Consider the following 21,379-nt stretch of genomic DNA (forward strand, 5'->3'; position numbering starts at 1 on the left):
TTTCCTTATTTCAAGCTACGGATATCGGCGAAATGACCGGTCACGGCCGCCGCTGCCGCCATTGCCGGACTGACCAGGTGAGTACGCCCGCCGCGGCCCTGACGGCCTTCAAAGTTACGGTTGCTGGTGGAGGCGCAGCGTTCGCCCGGATTCAGGCGGTCGTTGTTCATCGCCAGGCACATGGAGCAGCCGGGTAAACGCCACTCAAAACCAGCTTCAATAAAGATTTTGTCCAGACCTTCTGCTTCGGCCTGCGCTTTTACCGGACCGGAGCCTGGCACCACCAGCGCCTGAACGCCCGGCGCCACTTTACGGCCTTTAGCGATCTCGGCGGCCGCGCGTAAGTCTTCAATACGCGAATTGGTGCAGGAACCGATAAAGACTTTATCAATGGCGACTTCGGTTAACGGCACGCCGGATTTCAGCCCCATATAGGCCAGCGCTTTTTCGGCGCTCGCGCGTTCTACCGGGTCGGTGAAGGATGCCGGGTCAGGGATGATGTCGGTGACGGAGATCACCTGGCCTGGGTTGGTGCCCCAGGTGACCTGCGGAGCAATCTCTTCCGCCTGCAGGGTGACAACGCTGTCAAACGTCGCGCCCTCATCGGTGGTCAGGGTTTTCCAGTAAGCGACGGCATCGGCAAAATCTTCGCCTTTCGGCGCGTGCAGGCGGCCTTCCACGTAATCGAATGTGGTCTGGTCCGGCGCCACCAGGCCCGCTTTCGCGCCCATTTCGATCGCCATATTGCACAGGGTCATACGGCCTTCCATGCTTAAATCGCGAATGGCTTCACCGCAGAACTCCACGACGTGACCGGTCCCGCCGGCGCTGCCGGTTTTACCGATAATCGCCAGGACGATATCTTTGGCAGTGATGCCCGGCGCGGCTTTGCCTTTGACTTCGATCTTCATGGTTTTGGCGCGCCCCTGCTTCAGGGTCTGCGTCGCCAGAACGTGCTCGACTTCAGAGGTGCCGATACCGAAGGCCAGCGCGCCGAATGCGCCATGGGTTGCCGTGTGGGAGTCCCCGCAGACGATGGTCATACCCGGCAGGGTGACGCCCTGTTCCGGCCCCATCACGTGGACGATGCCCTGGAAAGGGTGGTTCAGGTCATACAGCTCAACGCCGAACTCTTTGCAGTTTTTAATTAACTCCTGCATCTGGATACGCGCCATCTCGCCGGACGCATTAATGTCTTTCGTCTGCGTCGAAACGTTGTGATCCATCGTGGCGAAGGTTTTACCCGGCTGACGCACCGGGCGTTTATGCGCGCGCAGGCCGTCAAACGCCTGCGGCGAGGTCACTTCGTGAACCAGATGGCGGTCAATGTACAGCAGCGGGGTTTCGTTTTGCGCTTCATAAACCACGTGAGCATCAAACAACTTTTCGTATAACGTCTTCGCCATGATTACACCCCTTCAGCGACATAGCGGGCAATGATATCGCCCATTTCATCGGTACTGACCGCCGCCGCGCCGCGGGCTAAATCGCCGGTACGCACGCCTTCTTCTAATGCTCGGTTGATCGCATTTTCAATCGCTGTTGCCGCGCTATCGGCATCCAGGCTGTAGCGCAGCAGCAGCGCCAGCGAGAGGATCTGCGCGATCGGGTTCGCGATGTTCTTACCGGCGATGTCCGGCGCGGAGCCGCCTGCGGGCTCGTATAAGCCGAAGCCCTGCTCGTTGAGGCTGGCGGACGGCAGCATTCCCATTGAACCGGTGATCATGGCGCATTCGTCAGACAGAATGTCGCCGAAAAGGTTGGAACACAGCAGAACGTCAAACTGGGACGGATCTTTAATCAGCTGCATGGTAGCGTTGTCGATATACATATGCGACAGCTCAACGTCAGGATACTGTTTGCTGATTTCGCTGACGATTTCACGCCACAAAATAGAAGACTGCAGCACGTTCGCTTTATCAATTGAGGTTACTTTGTGGCGACGCTTGCGGGCGGACTCGAAGGCGATATGGGCGATACGCTCAATCTCAAAGCGATGATACACCTCGGTATCAAACGCTTTCTCGTGCTGGCCGCTGCCTTCGCGGCCTTTCGGCTGGCCGAAGTAGATGCCGCCGGTCAGTTCGCGGACGCATAAAATATCGAAGCCGTTGGCGGCGATATCGGCGCGCAGCGGGCAGAATTCTTCCAGACCCTGGTACAGCTTAGCCGGACGCAGGTTGCTAAATAATTTGAAGTGCTTACGCAGAGGCAGCAGCGCCCCGCGCTCCGGCTGTTCCGCGGGCGGCAGATGCTCCCATTTCGGTCCGCCAACGGAGCCGAACAGAATCGCGTCGGCCTGCTCGCAGCCTTCGACGGTAGACTGAGGCAGCGGAGTGCCCTGACGGTCAATGGCGATACCGCCCACGTCATGCTGGCTGGTGGTAATGCGCATATCAAAACGGTGGCGAACGGCTTCCAGTACTTTCAACGCCTGGTTCATCACTTCCGGGCCAATACCATCACCTGGTAAAACAGCAATATGGTAATTCTTCGACATTACACGGTTTCCTTATTGTTCTCTTTATTCTGAGCTTTGCGTTGCAACTCTTTTTCGACTTCAGCGGCGCGCCAGATGTTGTTCAGGACGTGAACCATGGCTTTCGCGGAAGACTCCACAATATCCGTCGCCAGACCCACGCCGTGGAAGCGGCGGCCGTTGTAGTTAGCCACGATGTCAACCTGACCCAGCGCGTCTTTACCCTGGCCTTTAGCGTTCAGGTCATATTTAACTAACTCAATCTCATAGCCGGTGATGCGGTTAATGGCCTGATAAATGGCGTCCACCGGGCCGTTACCGTTAGCGGCCTCAGCTTTTGTCTCATCGCCGCAGGCCAGCTTCACGGAGGCGGTTGCGATATCGCTGGAACCGGACTGCACGCTGAAGTAATCGAGGCGGAAATGCTCCGGTTCTTCCTGCTGTTTGTTAATGAAGGCTAACGCCTCCAGGTCATAGTCGAATACCTGGCCCTTCTTATCCGCCAGCTTCAGGAACGCATCATACAAATGGTCCATGTTGTAGTCGGTTTCTTTATAGCCCATCTCTTCCATACGGTGTTTCACCGCTGCGCGGCCGGAGCGGGAAGTCAGGTTCAGCTGTACCTGGTTCAGCCCGATAGATTCTGGCGTCATGATTTCGTAGTTTTCGCGATTCTTCAGCACGCCATCCTGGTGAATACCGGAAGAGTGGGCGAAGGCGCCGGTACCGACGATCGCTTTGTTGGCAGGAATCGGCATATTGCAGATCTGGCTCACGGTCTGGCTGGTACGCCAGATTTCCTGGTGATTAATGCGGGTGTGCACATTCATAATGTCTTTGCGCACTTTGATGGCCATGATCACCTCTTCCAGAGAGCAGTTACCGGCGCGTTCGCCGATACCGTTCATCGCGCCTTCCACCTGACGAGCGCCGGCGTGGACCGCGGCGAGGGCGTTACCGACCGCGATGCCCAGGTCGTCATGGGTATGGACGGAGATGATGGCTTTGTCGATATTGGGGACGTGTTCGTACAGACCGGTGATAATGTTGGCGAATTCGAACGGCATGGTGTAGCCGACGGTATCCGGAATATTGATGGTCGTTGCGCCTGCATTAATCGCGGCTTCAACAACGCGAGCCAGATCGGCGATCGGCGTACGGCCAGCGTCTTCACAGGAAAACTCGACATCGTCAGTGTAGTTACGCGCGCGTTTCACCATATAGATCGCCCGTTCGATAACTTCATCCAGGTTACTGCGCAGCTTGGTCGCGATATGCATCGGCGAGGTGGCGATAAAGGTGTGAATACGGAACGCTTCTGCGACTTTTAATGATTCCGCCGCAACGTCGATATCTTTTTCTACGCAGCGCGCCAGCGCGCAAACGCGGCTGTTTTTGATGGTGCGCGCAATGGTTTGTACGGACTCAAAGTCGCCAGGGGATGAGACCGGAAAACCGACTTCCATCACGTCAACGCCCATCCGCTCAAGGGCCATAGCAATCTGCAGTTTTTCTTTCACACTCAGGCTGGCTTGTAACGCTTGTTCACCGTCGCGTAAGGTCGTATCGAAAATAATGACTTGCTGGCTCATGGTTTAGATCCTTGTTCTCTGTCCTGGCGCCTTGCTTGCGAGCATAAAAAAACCCGCGCATTGGCGCGGGTTTTATAGTCTTGCTGGAAGATGACTTAACGATGAACGTCGCCCAACAGCCTACCGCGCAAAATGGATGCGTTTAGTAGTAGTAGGCTGAGAAAGCGAATGCTGCGAATCATTGCGTCATGCTCCAGATGAAATCGTTATGCTTTTAGAGTTACTGGATATGGGGTTTGATGTCAACCCTTGGGTGAAGAAAAGGCCTTTTTACCTGAGAGGGGAATTAGCTAATTGTGCTGACAATCGCGCTTTTTTGCCGATGATCCTTTTTAGGGCATCGGGACATGTTGAGATAATTTCACCATTTGATAATTTTCATTTTCAATTGCCGCTTCGTGGATATGGCGCATGATCAGCTTCATATCTTAATGAAAACGCTAAATTTATTTGTTTTGTGAATGTGTTCATACATATGAAAGTGAATTATCAATGATAATAAAATGTGAATTTTAGGGGAGGGTTAAATTGATATTGTAATAGTGCTTAAATTATAGTTAACCGTTGCTGTTATTGTTTATTTTTAATATTTATGGGTACACTTAATTCCATCAAGTAAACGATATGGTTTGGGTTGTCACGGGAAGGTTTAAAAGCCGATTTTCTGGTGCTACTCATAACCTTGATATATTCCTAAAATTCATCTTTGCTCTTTTGCAAATGTCATATGCATGATAAATGATATTTCAGAATTAATTACTGCACTTTGGCAAAGGGAATTTAGCGTGACAGTGGAGTTAAATATGTTAAAAGAAGATACTGAATATAAATCAACCTCTGAGGTAGAAAACACTAAACCTCAGCTGCGGATGGTCGACCTCAATCTGCTAACCGTATTCGATGCGGTTATGCAGGAACAAAATATCACCCGTGCGGCGCATTCCCTGGGCATGTCGCAGCCGGCGGTCAGCAATGCGGTATCACGGCTGAAAGTGATGTTTAATGATGAGCTGTTTGTTCGTTATGGACGCGGCATCCAGCCAACGGCGCGCGCTTATCAGCTATTTGGTTCTGTACGGCAGGCATTGCAATTAGTGCAGAACGAATTGCCGGGCTCGGGCTTTGAGCCGCTTAGCAGCGAGCGGGTGTTTAATTTATGCGTTTGCAGCCCGCTGGATAACGCGTTGACTTCGGTTATTTTCAATAAAGTTGGCGAGATCGCGCCCAACATTCATTTGGTCTTTAAATCGGCATTGAATCAAAACACGGAACATCAATTACGTTATCAGGAAATCGAATTCGTCGTTGGCTATGAAGAGTTTCGTCGCCCTGAGTTTGCCTGCGTGCCTTTATTTAAAGATGAAATGGTTTTGGTGGCGAGCCGTAAACATCCACGTATTTCTGGCCCGATGATGGAAAACGATATTTATCAGGAGGAGCACGCCGTTGTCGCTCTCGATCGTTACGCCTCATTTAGCCAGCCATGGTACGACACTGCTGATAAACAATCGCGTATTGCCTATCAGGGGAACGCGATGGTCAGCGTATTAAATGTGGTTTCTCAAACCAACATGGTCGCTATCGCACCGCGCTGGTTAGCCAGCGAGTTTGCCGATAAGCTGGATTTGCAAATATTACCTTTGCCGCTGAAAGTGAATAGCCGTACCTGCTATCTTTCCTGGCATGAAGCGGCGGGCCGTGATAAAGGCCATCAGTGGATGGAAGAATTGCTGGTGAATATCTGCAAGCGATAAACGGTCGCAATACAAACGGGGGCTTCGGCTCCTGCTTTGTGTGACAAAATTCACTAAATGTAGAATTTTATTCTGTTTGCATTTCTCAGCCTCTCGCGCTGTCAGTTAAAAAATGGATGATTTGCTGTAGTTGGTTATTTTCCCCGAGTATTGACTATCATATTTTCTTATCTCCGAAGTTTTTCACCGTGTTTTACCTGCGAACCTTTCTTTTATCCTTTTAATGCCTCTTATGCGCCGACGGTCGCCAATTGCCTGCCCGTTAGCGAGCAGTTATGGTAACGGCATGCAGTCTATTCACCTCACTACGAAGCCATTGCGCTTCGTCTTGTGCGAGCGCGCGGAAATCGGATTCCGCTGTCGTTAAAAACAATAAGCCGGGAGGCAAACCATGGAGATGTTGTCAGGAGCCGAAATGGTCGTCCAGTCGCTGGTCGATCAGGGCGTCAAGCAGGTATTCGGTTATCCCGGGGGCGCTGTCCTCGATATCTATGATGCGTTACACACCCTGGGCGGTATCGATCACGTTCTGGTCCGCCATGAGCAAGCTGCCGTTCATATGGCGGATGGCCTTGCCCGCGCAACCGGCGAAGTCGGGGTGGTGCTGGTCACTTCCGGTCCGGGGGCGACTAACGCGATAACCGGCATTGCGACGGCTTATATGGATTCCATTCCGCTGGTGATTCTTTCCGGCCAGGTCGCGACCTCTTTAATCGGCTACGATGCGTTCCAGGAGTGCGACATGGTGGGTATTTCCCGACCGGTGGTCAAACACAGCTTCCTGGTCAAGCAAACCGAAGATATTCCCGGCGTGCTGAAAAAGGCCTTTTGGCTGGCGGCCAGCGGGCGTCCCGGTCCGGTTGTCGTCGATTTACCGAAAGATATCCTCAATCCGGCCAAAAAACTGCCGTACGTCTGGCCGGATACGGTTAGCATGCGCTCGTATAACCCGACGACGTCGGGCCATAAAGGGCAGATTAAACGTGCGCTGCAGACGCTGGTAGCGGCAAAAAAACCGGTGGTGTATGTCGGCGGCGGGGCGATTAACGCCCAATGTGAACCGCAGCTGTATACACTGGTTGAGAAGCTGAAGCTGCCGGTGGCGTCTTCGCTGATGGGGCTCGGCGCCTTTCCGGCATCGCACCAGCAGGCGCTGGGGATGCTGGGCATGCATGGCACTTATGAAGCCAACATGACCATGCACAATTCCGACGTGATTTTCGCCGTTGGCGTGCGCTTCGACGATCGTACGACAAATAATCTGGCCAGGTACTGTCCGAACGCGACGGTACTGCATATCGATATCGATCCTACTTCTATATCCAAGACGGTGCCTGCCGACGTGCCTATCGTTGGCGACGCCCGCCTGGTGCTGGAACAGATGCTGGAGCTGCTCGAACACGAGGAGACCCAGCAGCCGCTGGATGAAATCCGCGACTGGTGGCAGCAGATTGAACAGTGGCGCGCGCGTCACTGCCTGCAATACGACACGCAAAGCGGCAAGATTAAACCGCAGGCGGTAATTGAAACCATCTGGCGGCTGACTCACGGCGATGCGTACGTGACGTCCGACGTCGGTCAGCATCAGATGTTCGCGGCGCTCTATTATCCTTTCGACAAACCGCGGCGTTGGATTAACTCCGGTGGTCTCGGGACCATGGGATTCGGCCTTCCCGCCGCGCTGGGCGTGAAGATGGCGCTGCCGGAAGAAACGGTGATTTGCGTGACCGGCGACGGCAGCATCCAGATGAATATTCAGGAGCTCTCCACCGCGCTGCAGTACGAGCTGCCGGTGCTGGTGCTGAACCTTAATAACCGCTATCTCGGGATGGTGAAGCAGTGGCAGGATATGCTCTACTCCGGCCGTCATTCGCAGTCCTATATGGAGTCATTGCCTGATTTTGCTCGCGTAGCGGAAGCCTACGGCCATGTGGGAATTCGTATTAGCGACCCGCAGGAGCTGGAAGCGAAGCTAGCCGAGGCGCTGGAGCAGGTACGTAACAATCGACTGGTTTTTGTCGATGTCACGGTTGACGGCAGTGAGCATGTATACCCCATGCAAATTCGTGGCGGCGGTATGGACGAGATGTGGCTGAGCAAAACGGAGAGGACCTGATTATGCGCCGGATATTATCAGTATTACTGGAGAACGAATCGGGCGCTTTATCCCGCGTGATCGGCCTCTTTTCACAGCGCGGTTATAATATTGAAAGCCTGACGGTAGCGCCGACGGACGATCCGACGTTATCCAGAATGACGATTCAGACCGTTGGCGATGAGAAAGCGATTGAGCAGATCGAAAAGCAGCTGCACAAGCTGGTGGACGTTCTGCGCGTTAACGAACTCGGGCAAGGCGCGCACGTAGAGCGCGAGATTATGCTGGTGAAAGTGCAGGCCAGCGGCTATGGGCGCGATGAGGTCAAGCGCAATACGGAAATCTTCCGCGGACAAATTATCGACGTCACGCCGTCTATCTATACCGTTCAGTTGGCGGGAACCAGCGACAAGCTTGATGCGTTTTTAGCGTCGCTGCGCGATGTGGCTCGTATTGTTGAGGTAGCCCGCTCCGGCGTTGTCGGATTGTCGCGTGGCGACAAAATCATGCGCTGAGCAGCGCAAACTGACGTAAAAATAGCCCGACACCCCCTGTCGGGCTATTTTTTTGCGAAATCGGTGGGAACTGTGGACTAAAGCGGTTGCTGCACTTACTTTTCTGCGCTTAGATGTTATAAAAACGAATCCATACCTGAAGAATGGTTATGTTCTGTACTTATTACCCAAGGGGCAATTGTGAAACTGGATGAAATCGCCCGGCTGGCCGGTGTCTCTCGAACTACCGCTAGCTATGTGATTAATGGTAAAGCGAAGCAGTATCGCGTCAGCGATAAAACTGTTGAAAAGGTGATGGCGGTTGTTCGTGAGCACAACTATCACCCGAATGCGGTTGCTGCAGGCTTGCGTGCAGGACGTACGCGTTCCATTGGCCTGGTTATCCCGGACCTGGAAAACACCAGCTATACGCGCATCGCAAATTACCTGGAGCGTCAGGCGCGCCAGCGCGGCTATCAGCTGCTGATCGCCTGTTCCGAAGATCAACCGGATAACGAAATGCGTTGCATTGAGCATCTGCTGCAGCGTCAGGTCGATGCGATTATCGTTTCCACCTCATTACCTCCTGAGCATCCGTTCTATCAGCGCTGGGCTAACGATCCGTTCCCGATTGTTGCCCTTGACCGCGCGCTCGATCGTGAGCACTTCACCAGCGTCGTCGGCGCCGATCAGGACGACGCTGAAATGCTTGGGGCGGAGTTACGTAAATTCCCTGCTGAAACGGTGCTGTACCTTGGCGCACTGCCGGAACTTTCGGTGAGCTTCCTGCGTGAGCAGGGATTCCGTACGGCGTGGAAGGACGATCCGCGAGAGGTGCATTTCCTCTACGCTAACAGCTACGAGCGCGAAGCCGCGGCCCAGCTTTTCGAAAAGTGGCTGGAAACTCATCCGATGCCTCAGGCGCTGTTTACAACTTCATTTCCGTTACTGCAGGGGGTGATGGACGTCACGCTGCGCCGGGAAGGGAAGCTGCCTTCGGAACTGGCGATTGCGACTTTTGGCGATAATGAGCTGCTGGATTTCCTCCAGTGCCCCGTTTTAGCCGTTGCTCAGCGTCATCGCGACGTTGCGGAACGCGTGCTGGAGATTGTGCTCGCCAGCCTTGATGAACCGCGGAAGCCGAAACCGGGGTTAAGCCGCATTCGGCGCAATCTTTATCGCCGCGGCAGTCTGAACCGCCGCTAGTGCGTTATCAGAATTATTCGTTACGCATTCGCCAGACGGTTACGCGTCTGGCGATAATTCGATGAGATGACGTAAAAATTGCAGGGTTAAGCATCTTTCAGACAAATCCTTAATCTTCCTGACATCTCTTTTAATTTTATTCTTAGCCTTCTTTATTTTGCGCTTTAATTAGCCCATTAAGGGATTAATGAATTTAGTTGTATTATTTTGTTACATTCGGCGGGTGAGTTGCTGAATTAACACCCGTTTCCTCGCTATTATGAAAGCCATAAGCGCTGTACTCCGCAGTAAGAGTGCCTCTCCTGCGAAAACTGGTACTGTTAACGGTCACCAGAATGGCCTAAAATGCCGCTCGCGTCGCAAACTGACACTTTATATTTTCCCCGCGAAGATATTTTGCTGCTTTAACTGTTACAAGTTTGTTGGTTGTTTTCTTACCGATATTCATAACGTTAATTTGCCTCGTTTGTTGGTTGATTTTTCCTCAGGGCGAATATCGGCTGTAAATAATGGGTTTTTGAGCTCTGTTGGCATTCGTGCTGGCTTGACAAGCTTTTCCTCCGCTCCGTAAACTCCTTCTTGTGGGAATTTGTGGGGTAAAGTGGCGAAAAGGGGTGAGGCTGGCATGTTCCGTGGGGCAACGTTAGTCAATCTCGACAGCAAAGGCCGTCTGGCCGTACCGACGCGCTACCGCGACGGGCTGATCGAGGATGCTTCCGGTCAATTGGTGTGCACCATTGACATCCATCACCCGTGCCTGCTGCTTTACCCTTTGCCTGAATGGGAAATCATTGAGCAAAAATTATCGCGTTTATCGAGCATGAACCCCACCGAGCGGCGCGTACAGCGTTTGCTTTTGGGACATGCCAGCGAATGTCAGATGGATAGCGCCGGGCGGCTATTAATAGCGCCGGTGCTGCGGCAACATGCCGGGCTGACAAAAGAAGTGATGCTGGTCGGGCAGTTCAATAAGTTTGAGCTGTGGGATGAAACGACCTGGTATCAACGGGTCAAGGAAGATATCGACGCTGAGCAGTCCGCTTCCGGGGAACTGTCGGAGCGCCTGCAGGATTTGTCTTTGTAAAATGATGGAAAATTATAAACACACTACGGTACTGCTGGATGAAGCCGTTAACGGCCTGAATATTCGTCCAAATGGTATCTACATTGATGGTACCTTTGGTCGCGGCGGCCACTCGCGCCTGATTCTCTCCCAGCTGGGAGCGGAGGGACGTCTGCTGGCGATCGATCGCGATCCGCAGGCTATCGCCGTCGCGAAAACTATCGATGATCCCCGCTTTTCCATCGTTCATGGTCCTTTTTCTCAGCTGGCCGACTATGTTGGCGAGCGCAATCTCACCGGTAAGATCGACGGTATTTTGCTCGATCTTGGCGTCTCCTCGCCGCAGCTGGATGACGCTGAACGTGGTTTTTCGTTTATGCGCGATGGCCCGCTGGATATGCGTATGGATCCGACGCGCGGTCAATCTGCCGCTGAATGGCTACAAACCGCCGACGAGGCGGACATCGCCTGGGTTATCAAAACCTTTGGCGAAGAGCGCTTTGGTAAACGCATCGCCCGCGCCATCGTCGAACGCAACCGCATCGAACCGATGACCCGCACCAAAGAGCTGGCGGAAGTCGTTGCGGCGGCGACGCCGGTGAAAGACAAATTCAAACATCCCGCGACCCGTACCTTCCAGGCGGTGCGCATTTGGGTGAACAGTGAACTGGAGGAGATAGAGCAGGCGCTAAAAAGCTCGCTCAGCGTGCTGGCCCCGGGCGGGCGGCTCTCAATCATCAGTTTCCACTCGCTGGAAGACCGTATTGTGAAGCGCTTTATGCGCGAGCAAAGCCGCGGTCCGCAGGTTCCGGCAGGGTTACCGATGACCGAAGAGCAGCTTAAAAAACTGGGCGGCCGTGAGCTAAGAGCATTAGGCAAGTTGATGCCGGGCGAAAAAGAGGTAGCTGAAAATCCTCGTGCCCGTAGTTCAGTTCTGCGTATTGCAGAGAGGACGAACGCATGATCGGCAGAGTGACAGAAGCCCTAAGCAAGGTGAAAGGGTCGATAGGAAGCAACGAGCGCCATGCTTTGCCTGGCGTGATCGGAGACGACCTTCTGCGGTTTGGGAAGCTGCCACTCTGCCTGTTCATTTGCATCATTATCACGGCGATTACGGTGGTGACAACGGCGCACCATACTCGCCTCTTAACCGCGCAGCGCGAACAGCTGGTGCTGGAACGCGACGCGCTGGATATTGAATGGCGCAACCTGATCCTCGAAGAGAACGCTCTCGGCGATCACAGTCGGGTTGAGCGGATCGCGACCGAGAAGCTGCAGATGCAGCACGTCGATCCATCACAAGAAAATATCGTTGTACAGAAATAAGGATTATTGCGACGCATGAAAGCAGCGCCGAAAACGCCAAAAGCAAAACGTCAGGAAGAACAGGCCAACTTTATCAGTTGGCGTTTTGCGTTGCTGTGCGGCTGTATTCTGCTGGCGCTGGGCTTCCTGCTGGGCCGCGTGGCCTGGCTACAGGTAATTAGCCCGGACATGCTGGTACGTCAGGGGGACATGCGTTCTCTGCGCGTGCAGGAGGTCTCCACCGCGCGCGGCATGATAACCGATCGTTCCGGCCGCCCGCTGGCGGTGAGCGTACCGGTAAAAGCCATCTGGGCTGACCCGAAAGAGCTGCATGAAGCCGGCGGCGTGACGCTCGACAACCGCTGGAAGGCGCTGGCCGATGCGCTGAATATGCCGCTGGATCAGCTGGCATCGCGTATCAATACCAATCCGCGGATGCGTTTTATCTATCTGGCGCGTCAGGTTAACCCTGATATGGCCGATTACATCCGCAAACTCAAGCTGCCGGGCATTCATCTGCGGGAAGAGTCGCGCCGCTACTATCCGTCGGGCGAAGTAACCGCTCACCTCATTGGCTTCACTAACGTCGATAGCCAGGGGATTGAGGGCGTTGAGAAGAGCTTTGATAAGTGGCTCACCGGCCAGCCCGGCGAGCGTATCGTGCGTAAAGACCGCTACGGGCGGGTCATCGAAGATATCTCGTCTACCGATAGCCAGGCCGCGCATAACCTGGCGCTGAGCATTGATGAGCGCCTGCAGGCGCTGGTGTATCGCGAGCTGAATAATGCGGTGGCGTTTAACAAAGCGGAGTCAGGTACTGCGGTTCTGGTTGACGTCAACACCGGCGAAGTGCTGGCGATGGCCAACAGCCCATCCTACAACCCGAACAATTTCGCGGGCACCTCCAAAGATACCATGCGTAACCGCGCCATTACCGACGTGTTTGAGCCAGGTTCAACGGTAAAACCGATGGTAGTGATGACGGCGCTTCAGCGCGGCATTGTTAACGAAAATACCGTACTGAACACCATTCCCTATCGAATTAACGGCCACGAAATCAAAGACGTGGCGCGCTACAGCGAATTGACCCTGACCGGGGTGCTACAGAAGTCGAGTAACGTCGGTGTTTCCAAGCTGGCGTTAGCGATGCCGTCCTCAGCGTTAGTAGACACTTACTCACGTTTTGGACTTGGAAAAGCGACCAATTTGGGGTTGGTCGGAGAACGCAGTGGCTTATACCCTCAAAAACAACGGTGGTCTGACATAGAGAGGGCCACCTTTTCTTTCGGCTATGGGCTAATGGTAACCCCGTTACAGTTAGCGCGAGTCTACGCAACGATCGGCAGCTACGGCATCTATCGCCCGCTGTCGATTACCAAAGTTGATCCACCGGTTCCGGGCGAGCGCGTCTTCCCGGAATCACTCGTTCGTACCGTTGTTCACATGATGGAAAGCGTAGCGCTGCCCGGCGGCGGCGGCGTGAAGGCGGCGATTAAAGGCTATCGCATCGCTATTAAAACCGGTACGGCGAAGAAAGTGGGGCCCGACGGCCGCTACATCAACAAATATATTGCTTACACCGCAGGCGTTGCGCCCGCCAGCCACCCGCGTTTTGCGCTGGTGGTGGTGATCAACGATCCGCAGGCGGGTAAATACTATGGCGGCGCCGTTTCCGCGCCGGTCTTCGGTGCCATCATGGGCGGCGTACTGCGTACCATGAACATTGAACCGGATGCGCTGGCAACGGCTGAAAAAAGTGAATTAGTGATTAATCAAGGCGAGGGAACAGGTGGCAGATCGTAATTTGCGCGACCTTCTCGCTCCGTGGGTGCCAAATGCGCCGGAGCGAATTCTGCGAGAAATGACGCTGGACAGCCGGGTGGCTGCTTCTGGCGATCTTTTTGTCGCGGTTTTAGGTCATCAGGCGGACGGGCGTCGTTATATCCCGCAGGCGATAGCGCAAGGTGTTGCTGCCATTATTGCTGAGGCCAAAGATGAGGCTCATGATGGCGAAATCCGTGAAATGCACGGTGTGCCGGTTATCTATCTGAGCCAACTCAACGAGCGCTTATCCGCGCTGGCCGGACGTTTTTACCATCAGCCTTCGGAACAACTGCGCCTGGTTGGCGTCACCGGGACTAACGGCAAGACCACCACCACCCAACTGCTGGCGCAATGGGCGCAGCTGCTGGGAGAAACCAGCGCGGTCATGGGAACCGTAGGCAATGGCCTGCTGGAGAAAGTTATCCCCACGGAAAACACCACCGGTTCGGCGGTTGATGTTCAACACGTACTCTCTGGCCTGGCAGGGCAGGGGGCGACGTTCGCCGCGATGGAAGTCTCTTCCCACGGGCTGGTGCAGCATCGCGTCGCCGCGCTGCAGTTTGCCGCGTCGGTCTTCACCAACCTGAGCCGCGATCACCTTGATTATCACGGTGATATGGAGCATTACGAAGCGGCGAAATGGCTGCTCTATTCAACCCATCATTGCGGTCAGGCGATTGTCAATGCGGACGATGAAGTCGGTCGCCGCTGGCTGGCGAAGCTGCCGGATGCGGTGGCCGTATCAATGGAAGACCACATTAACCCGAACTGCCGGGGGCGTTGGCTGAAAGCAACCGCCGTGAACTATCACGACAGCGGCGCCACCATTCAGTTTGCCTCCAGTTGGGGCAACGGCGAGATCGAAAGCCGCCTGATGGGCGCCTTCAACGTTAGCAACCTGCTGCTGGCGTTAGCCACTCTGCTGGCGCTGGGCTATCCGCTGGCCGAACTGCTGAAAACCGCCGCGCGCCTGCAGCCGGTTTGCGGGCGTATGGAAGTGTTCAGCGCGCCGGGTAAACCGACCGTCGTGGTTGATTATGCCCACACGCCCGACGCGCTGGAAAAAGCGCTGCAGGCGGCGCGTCTGCACTGCAACGGTAAACTGTGGTGCGTGTTCGGCTGCGGCGGAGACCGCGACAAAGGCAAGCGCCCGCTGATGGGGGCGATCGCCGAAGAGTTTGCCGATATCGTGGTTGTCACCGATGACAACCCGCGTACCGAAGAGCCGCGGGCGATTATCAACGATATCCTGGCCGGTATGCTCGATGCGGGCCATGCCAAAGCGGTGGAAGGGCGCGCGGAGGCGGTGACCAACGCGGTAATGCAGGCGAAAGAAAACGACGTCGTTCTGGTGGCGGGTAAAGGCCACGAGGATTATCAAATTGTCGGCAATCGCCGACTCGATTACTCCGATCGCGTCACCGTGGCGCGTCTGCTGGGGGCGGTAGCATGATTCGCTTGACTCTCAGCCAGCTTGCCGACATTACGCGCGGCGAGCTGCACGGCAGCGATGTGGCGATCGAAGACGTCACCACTGACACCCGTAAGGTCACGGCGGGCTGCCTGTTCGTGGCGCTAAAAGGCGAGCGCTTTGACGCACATGACTTTGCCGAACAGGCTAAGGCTGCCGGCGCGGGCGCATTGTTGGTCAGCCGGCGGCTGGCCTGCGATTTGCCGCAGGTGGTGGTGAAGGATACGCGTCTGGCGTTCGGCGAACTGGCCGCGTGGGTGCGCCAGCAGGTTCCGGCGCGCGTGGTCGCGCTGACCGGATCTTCAGGCAAGACCTCGGTCAAAGAGATGACCGCCGCGATTCTGAGCCAGTGCGGCAATACGCTGTATACCGCTGGCAACCTGAACAATGATATCGGCGTGCCGATGACGCTGCTGCGTCTCACCAAAGAATATGACTACGCGGTTATCGAACTAGGCGCCAATCACCAGGGCGAAATTGCCTGGACCGTCAGCCTGACGCGACCTGAAGCGGCGTTAGTGAATAACCTGGCCGCCGCGCACCTGGAAGGTTTTGGTTCCCTGGAAGGCGTGGCGAAAGCGAAGGGCGAAATTTACACCGGCCTGCCGCTCAACGGCATCGCGATTATGAACGCCGACAATAATGACTGGCTGAACTGGCAAAGCGTCATTGGCGATCGTAAAACCTGGCGCTTCTCGCCGAACGCCGCCAATAGCGACTTCACGGCAACCAACGTTCATGTGACTTCGCACGGGACCGAATTTACTCTGCAAACCCCAACCGGCAGCGTTGATGTGCTGCTGCCGCTGCCGGGGCGCCATAACATCGCCAACGCGCTGGCCGCAGCGGCGCTTTCCATGGCGGTAGGCGCGACGCATGAGGCAATTAAAGCGGGGCTGAAAGATCTGAAAGCGGTGCCGGGGCGTTTATTCCCGATTCAGCTGACCGATAGCCAGCTCCTGCTGGATGATTCCTATAACGCTAACGTCGGCTCGCTGACCGCCGCGGTGCAGGTGCTATCTGAGATGCCGGGCTACCGGGTGCTGGTGGTCGGCGATATGGCTGAACTCGGCGCGGAAAGCCAGGCGTGCCATCGCCAGGTGGGCGAAGCGGCAAAAGCAGCCGGGCTCGATCGCGTACTGAGCGTAGGTTCCTTGAGCGCGGAGATCAGCGGCGCCAGCGGCGTCGGTGAACACTTTAACGATAAAGCGCTGCTGGTAACGCGGCTGCAAGCGCTGCTGTCAGAACACAAAATTATGACCATTTTAGTGAAGGGTTCACGTAGTGCCGCCATGGAAGTGGTAGTACGCGCATTACAGGAGAACGGAACATGTTAGTATGGCTGGCCGAACATTTGGTCAAATATTATTCAGGCTTTAACGTCTTTTCCTACCTGACGTTTCGCGCCATCGTCAGCCTGCTGACCGCGCTGTTCATCTCTTTGTGGATGGGCCCGCGCATGATTGCCCGTCTGCAAAAACTCTCCTTTGGCCAGGTTGTGCGTAATGATGGCCCGGAATCTCACTTTAGTAAGCGCGGTACGCCAACGATGGGTGGGATTATGATCCTGACCGCCATTGTGGTCTCCGTTCTGCTGTGGGCTTACCCATCCAACCCCTACGTCTGGTGCGTACTGACGGTTCTGGTCGGCTACGGCATCATCGGCTTCGTCGATGACTATCGCAAAGTGGTGCGTAAAGATACCAAAGGCCTGATTGCCCGCTGGAAATACTTCTGGATGTCGGTGATTGCGCTGGGCGTTGCCTTTGCGCTGTACATGGCGGGGAAAGATACGCCGGCGACTCAACTGGTGGTGCCGTTCTTCAAAGACGTCATGCCGCAGCTGGGCCTGTTCTACGTCCTGCTGGCCTACTTTGTCATCGTCGGAACCGGGAATGCGGTCAACCTGACCGACGGCCTCGATGGGCTGGCGATTATGCCGACCGTATTTGTTGCCGCCGGATTCGCGCTGGTCGCGTGGGCGACGGGGAACATGAATTTCGCCAACTACCTGCATATCCCTTATTTGCGTCATGCCGGTGAACTGGTGATCGTCTGTACGGCGATTGTCGGCGCGGGGCTGGGCTTCTTGTGGTTTAACACCTATCCGGCGCAGGTCTTTATGGGCGATGTGGGTTCTCTGGCGCTCGGCGGTGCGCTGGGTATTATCGCCGTGCTGCTGCGCCAGGAGTTTCTGCTGGTGATTATGGGCGGCGTATTCGTAGTGGAAACGCTCTCGGTGATTCTGCAGGTCGGCTCCTTCAAGCTGCGCGGTCAGCGCATTTTCCGCATGGCGCCGATCCACCATCACTATGAACTGAAAGGCTGGCCGGAACCGCGCGTGATCGTGCGCTTCTGGATTATTTCGCTGATGCTGGTGCTGATAGGCCTGGCGACGCTGAAGGTACGTTAATCATGGCAGATTATCAGGGTAAAAAAGTCGTCATTATTGGGCTGGGTATGACCGGCCTGTCATGCGTGGACTTTTTCATGGCCCGCGGCGTGACGCCGCGGGTGATGGATACCCGCGTTGCGCCTGCGGGGCTGGATAAACTGCCGGAAGCCGTTGAGCGCTATGTTGGCGGTCTGAACGAAGACTGGCTGTTGACGGCTGACCTGATTGTCGCCAGCCCGGGCATCGCGCTGGCGCATCCTTCCCTGAGCGCGGCGGCGGATGCAGGCGTAGAAATTGTCGGCGATATCGAACTGTTCTGCCGCGAGGCGCAGGCGCCGATTATTGCTATCACCGGGTCTAACGGTAAAAGCACCGTCACTTCGCTGGTAGGGGAAATGGCGAAGGCGGCGGGTCTGGACGTCGGCGTAGGCGGCAATATTGGCCTGCCGGCGCTGATGCTGCTGGATCCTGAGCGCGAACTCTATGTCCTGGAGCTTTCCAGCTTCCAGTTGGAAACCACTTCGAGCCTGCGGGCGGTAGCGGCGACGATCCTTAACGTCACCGAAGATCATATGGACCGCTATCCGCTGGGGCTCCAGCAGTACCGCGCCGCCAAACTGCGAGTTTACGAAAATGCGCGAGCCTGTATCGTCAACGCCGACGATGCGTTAACCATGCCGGTACGCGGCGCTGACGATCGTTGCATCAGCTTCGGCGTAGACGTTGGCGACTATCACCTGAATCGTCAGCAAGGGGAAACCTGGCTGCGCGTTAAAGGCGAGAAAGTGCTCAACGTCAAAGAGATGAAGATTAGCGGCCAGCACAACTACAGTAACGCCCTGGCTGCGCTGGCCCTGGCGGACGCCGCAGGTTTGCCGCGCGCCAGCAGCCTGAAAGCGCTGACGACATTTACCGGCCTGGCGCATCGTTTCCAGCAGGTGCTGGAGCACAACGGCGTGCGCTGGATCAACGATTCTAAAGCCACGAACGTCGGCAGTACTGAAGCGGCGCTCAATGGACTGCAGCTTGACGGAACGCTGTATCTGCTGCTGGGCGGCGATGGGAAATCGGCTGATTTCACGCCGTTAAGCCGTTACCTGACCGGCGACAACGTCCGCCTGTACTGCTTTGGCCGCGACGGCGCGCAGCTGGCTGCCCTTCGCCCGGATGTCGCTGTGCAAACGGAAACCATGGAGCAGGCGATGCGCCAGATTGCGCCACAGGTTGTCCCGGGCGATATGGTTCTGCTATCCCCGGCGTGCGCCAGCCTCGATCAGTTTAAAAACTTTGAACAACGCGGCGACGTCTTTGCTCGCCTGGCGAAGGAGTTAGGTTGATGCGTTTATCACTCCCGCGCCTGAAAATGCCACGGCTGAGACTGCCGCGTCTGCCGGGAATGTTTATTTTCGCATGGCTGTTCGCCGCGCTGAAAGGCTGGGTGATGGGCTCGCGGCAAAAAGATACCGATAGTCTGGTCATGTATGACCGGATGCTGCTGTGGCTGACCTTTGGCCTGGCCGCGATCGGCTTCATTATGGTGACCTCGGCGTCGATGCCGGTAGGCCAGCGTCTGGCTAACGATCCATTTCTGTTTGCCAAGCGCGATGGCTTATACATCCTGCTGGCTTTAGGGCTGGCGATGGTGACGCTGCGCCTGCCGATGGAGTTCTGGCAGCGCCATAGTACCGCGATGCTGATCGCCTCTATCGTCATGCTGCTGATTGTTCTGGTGGTCGGCAGCTCGGTCAACGGCGCATCGCGCTGGATTGCGCTGGGGCCGCTGCGTATCCAGCCTGCGGAGTTCACCAAGCTGTCGCTGTTCTGCTACATCGCCAACTACCTGGTGCGTAAAGGCGACGAAGTGCGTAACAACCTGCGCGGCTTTTTAAAGCCGATGGGCGTGATTTTCGTACTGGCGATTTTACTGCTGGCGCAGCCTGACCTCGGGACCGTCGTCGTGCTGTTTGTGACCACCCTGGCCATGTTGTTCCTGGCGGGGGCCAAGCTGTGGCAGTTCATCGCCATTATCGGGATGGGGATCTCAGCGGTTGTCCTGCTGATTCTCGCCGAGCCGTATCGTATTCGCCGCGTAACCTCTTTCTGGAACCCGTGGGAAGATCCGTTCGGCAGCGGCTATCAGCTGACCCAGTCGCTGATGGCTTTTGGTCGCGGCGAAATGTGGGGGCAAGGCCTGGGCAATTCGGTGCAGAAACTGGAGTATTTGCCGGAGGCGCATACCGATTTCATCTTCGCCATTATCGGCGAAGAGCTCGGTTATATCGGTGTGGTACTCGCTCTTTTAATGGTATTCTTCGTCGCTTTTCGCGCCATGTCCATTGGCCGTAAGGCGCTGGAGATTGACCACCGTTTCTCCGGATTTCTGGCCTGCGCCATTGGAATTTGGTTTAGCTTCCAGGCTTTGGTTAACGTCGGCGCGGCGGCGGGTATGCTGCCAACTAAAGGCCTGACGCTGCCGCTGATCAGCTACGGCGGGTCAAGCTTGCTGATTATGTCGACGGCCATCATGTTGCTGTTACGAATTGATTATGAAACGCGCCTGGAAAAAGCCCAGGCGTTTACACGGGGTGTTCGATGAGCGGTCAGGAAAAGCGGTTAATGGTGATGGCGGGCGGTACCGGCGGACATGTGTTCCCGGGACTGGCGGTTGCGCACCATTTAATGGACCAGGGCTGGCAGGTTCGCTGGCTGGGCACCGCGGATCGTATGGAAGCGGATTTAGTGCCGAAGAACGGCATTGAAATTGATTTCATTCAGATTTCCGGCCTGCGCGGCAAGGGCCTGAAGGCGCAGCTGCTGGCGCCGGTGCGTATTTTCAACGCCTGGCGTCAGGCGCGGGCGATTATGCAGCGTTTTCAGCCGGACGTGGTGCTGGGTATGGGCGGATACGTTTCCGGCCCCGGCGGTCTGGCGGCATGGTCGCTGGGGATCCCGGTTGTGCTGCATGAACAGAACGGTATTGCCGGCCTGACGAATAAATGGCTGGCGAAAATCGCTAAAAAAGTGATGCAGGCGTTCCCCGGCGCTTTCCCGCATGCTGATGTTGTGGGTAACCCGGTTCGCACCGATGTGCTGGCGCTGGCGCTGCCGGAGCAGCGGTTAGCCGGACGTCAGGGACCGATTCGCGTATTGGTGGTGGGCGGTTCGCAGGGCGCGCGCGTGCTCAATCAGACGATGCCGCAGGTGGCGGCGAAGCTCGGTGTTTCTGTCACCATCTGGCACCAGAGCGGTAAAGGCGGTCAGGAAACCGTGCAGCAGGCCTATTGCGATGCCGGGCAGCCTCAGCACAAAGTTACCGAGTTTATTGACGACATGGCGGCGGCATATGCCTGGGCCGATGTTGTTGTGTGTCGTTCCGGAGCGCTGACGGTGAGCGAAATTGCCGCCGCTGGTTTACCGGCGCTGTTTGTGCCTTTTCAGCACAAAGATCGTCAGCAGTACTGGAATGCGCTGCCGCTGGAGAAAGCCGGGGCAGCGAAGATCCTTGAGCAGCCGCAGTTTACCGTGGAGGCCGTCGCGCAAACCCTGGCAAGTTGGGATCGCGAAACGCTGCTGGATATGGCGGAGCGAGCGCGTAGAGCCTCGATTCCGGACGCTACCGAACGGGTAGCAGAAGAAGTGAGCGCCGCAGCACTGGCGCGCTAATCGCGGTGATGATCACCGTCCGAATAAAGAAGTTGATG

19 protein-coding genes are annotated in these 21,379 nt (G+C 55.8%); 15 read left to right on the forward strand and 4 right to left on the reverse strand.

The window, feature by feature from the left end:
• Window positions 1–5 precede the first annotated feature (5 nt).
• The 4 genes from leuC to leuL all read right to left on the reverse strand — a co-directional run bounded on the left by leuC (window position 6) and on the right by leuL (window position 4,253).
• The gene (leuC, locus tag KOSB73_RS06910) at window positions 6–1,406 is read right to left on the reverse strand and encodes a 3-isopropylmalate dehydratase large subunit (RefSeq protein ID WP_098140340.1); all 1,401 of its coding nucleotides are present in this window, start codon (window positions 1,404–1,406) and stop codon (window positions 6–8) included.
• A 2-nt stretch (window positions 1,407–1,408) separates the two neighbouring features.
• On the reverse strand, window positions 1,409–2,500 hold the full coding sequence (leuB, locus tag KOSB73_RS06915) for a 3-isopropylmalate dehydrogenase (protein WP_004872190.1): 1,092 nt from the start codon (window positions 2,498–2,500) through the stop codon (window positions 1,409–1,411).
• Window positions 2,500–4,071 carry a 2-isopropylmalate synthase gene (leuA, locus tag KOSB73_RS06920; protein ID WP_004128923.1) on the reverse strand — a complete coding sequence of 524 codons (1,572 nt, stop codon included), beginning with the start codon at window positions 4,069–4,071 and terminating at the stop codon, window positions 2,500–2,502. Before leuA ends, leuB begins: the two co-directional genes overlap by 1 nt.
• A 95-nt stretch (window positions 4,072–4,166) precedes the next feature.
• The gene (gene leuL, locus KOSB73_RS31480) at window positions 4,167–4,253 is read right to left on the reverse strand and encodes a leu operon leader peptide (protein WP_009654551.1); all 87 of its coding nucleotides are present in this window, start codon (window positions 4,251–4,253) and stop codon (window positions 4,167–4,169) included.
• Between the two features lie 26 nt (window positions 4,254–4,279).
• On the opposite strand from leuL, the gene KOSB73_RS30620 reads away from it, so the two are divergent.
• From KOSB73_RS30620 to murG, 15 genes are all read left to right on the forward strand, one after another.
• Window positions 4,280–4,486 (forward strand): hypothetical protein, encoded by a 207-nt coding sequence (locus tag KOSB73_RS30620; RefSeq protein ID WP_133116562.1) that lies wholly within the window; start codon window positions 4,280–4,282, stop codon window positions 4,484–4,486.
• A gap of 370 nt (window positions 4,487–4,856) precedes the next feature.
• Window positions 4,857–5,825 (forward strand): transcriptional regulator LeuO, encoded by a 969-nt coding sequence (leuO, locus tag KOSB73_RS06930; protein ID WP_098067380.1) that lies wholly within the window; start codon window positions 4,857–4,859, stop codon window positions 5,823–5,825.
• Window positions 5,826–6,216: 391 nt separating this feature from the next.
• On the forward strand, window positions 6,217–7,941 hold the full coding sequence (gene ilvI, locus KOSB73_RS06935) for an acetolactate synthase 3 large subunit (RefSeq protein WP_004872187.1): 1,725 nt from the start codon (window positions 6,217–6,219) through the stop codon (window positions 7,939–7,941).
• A gap of 2 nt (window positions 7,942–7,943) precedes the next feature.
• Window positions 7,944–8,435, forward strand: coding sequence for an acetolactate synthase small subunit (ilvN, locus tag KOSB73_RS06940; protein ID WP_004098573.1), 492 nt, complete (start codon window positions 7,944–7,946; stop codon window positions 8,433–8,435).
• 180 nt (window positions 8,436–8,615) lie between these two features.
• Window positions 8,616–9,620, forward strand: a complete 1,005-nt coding sequence (gene cra / locus KOSB73_RS06945; RefSeq protein ID WP_004098577.1) for a catabolite repressor/activator — start codon at window positions 8,616–8,618, stop codon at window positions 9,618–9,620.
• 625 nt (window positions 9,621–10,245) lie between these two features.
• Complete coding sequence (gene mraZ, locus KOSB73_RS06955) at window positions 10,246–10,704, forward strand: division/cell wall cluster transcriptional repressor MraZ (RefSeq protein WP_004108122.1); 459 nt, start codon at window positions 10,246–10,248, stop codon at window positions 10,702–10,704.
• A 1-nt stretch (window position 10,705) separates the two neighbouring features.
• Window positions 10,706–11,647, forward strand: a complete 942-nt coding sequence (gene rsmH / locus KOSB73_RS06960) for a 16S rRNA (cytosine(1402)-N(4))-methyltransferase RsmH (protein WP_004128935.1) — start codon at window positions 10,706–10,708, stop codon at window positions 11,645–11,647.
• Window positions 11,644–12,009, forward strand: a complete 366-nt coding sequence (gene ftsL, locus KOSB73_RS06965; protein WP_002888550.1) for a cell division protein FtsL — start codon at window positions 11,644–11,646, stop codon at window positions 12,007–12,009. Before rsmH ends, ftsL begins: the two co-directional genes overlap by 4 nt.
• Window positions 12,010–12,024: 15 nt before the next feature.
• Window positions 12,025–13,791, forward strand: a complete 1,767-nt coding sequence (locus KOSB73_RS06970) for a peptidoglycan glycosyltransferase FtsI (RefSeq protein ID WP_004098582.1) — start codon at window positions 12,025–12,027, stop codon at window positions 13,789–13,791.
• The gene (gene murE / locus KOSB73_RS06975; RefSeq protein WP_004872180.1) at window positions 13,778–15,265 is read left to right on the forward strand and encodes a UDP-N-acetylmuramoyl-L-alanyl-D-glutamate--2,6-diaminopimelate ligase; all 1,488 of its coding nucleotides are present in this window, start codon (window positions 13,778–13,780) and stop codon (window positions 15,263–15,265) included. Before KOSB73_RS06970 ends, murE begins: the two co-directional genes overlap by 14 nt.
• A complete protein-coding gene (murF, locus tag KOSB73_RS06980) occupies window positions 15,262–16,620 on the forward strand; it encodes a UDP-N-acetylmuramoyl-tripeptide--D-alanyl-D-alanine ligase (RefSeq protein WP_024360309.1) in 1,359 nt (452 codons plus the stop codon). Before murE ends, murF begins: the two co-directional genes overlap by 4 nt.
• A complete protein-coding gene (mraY, locus tag KOSB73_RS06985) occupies window positions 16,614–17,696 on the forward strand; it encodes a phospho-N-acetylmuramoyl-pentapeptide-transferase (RefSeq protein WP_004098585.1) in 1,083 nt (360 codons plus the stop codon). Before murF ends, mraY begins: the two co-directional genes overlap by 7 nt.
• 2 nt (window positions 17,697–17,698) lie before the next feature.
• Window positions 17,699–19,015 (forward strand): UDP-N-acetylmuramoyl-L-alanine--D-glutamate ligase, encoded by a 1,317-nt coding sequence (gene murD, locus KOSB73_RS06990; protein WP_049090146.1) that lies wholly within the window; start codon window positions 17,699–17,701, stop codon window positions 19,013–19,015.
• Complete coding sequence (ftsW, locus tag KOSB73_RS06995; RefSeq protein ID WP_004128950.1) at window positions 19,015–20,274, forward strand: cell division protein FtsW; 1,260 nt, start codon at window positions 19,015–19,017, stop codon at window positions 20,272–20,274. The genes murD and ftsW overlap by 1 nt, the downstream gene beginning before the upstream one ends.
• Complete coding sequence (gene murG / locus KOSB73_RS07000) at window positions 20,271–21,341, forward strand: undecaprenyldiphospho-muramoylpentapeptide beta-N-acetylglucosaminyltransferase (protein ID WP_024360311.1); 1,071 nt, start codon at window positions 20,271–20,273, stop codon at window positions 21,339–21,341. Before ftsW ends, murG begins: the two co-directional genes overlap by 4 nt.
• The last annotated feature ends 38 nt before the right edge of the window (window positions 21,342–21,379 follow it).

This window comes from Klebsiella grimontii (genome assembly GCF_900200035.1).
Lineage (GTDB): Bacteria > Pseudomonadota > Gammaproteobacteria > Enterobacterales > Enterobacteriaceae > Klebsiella > Klebsiella grimontii.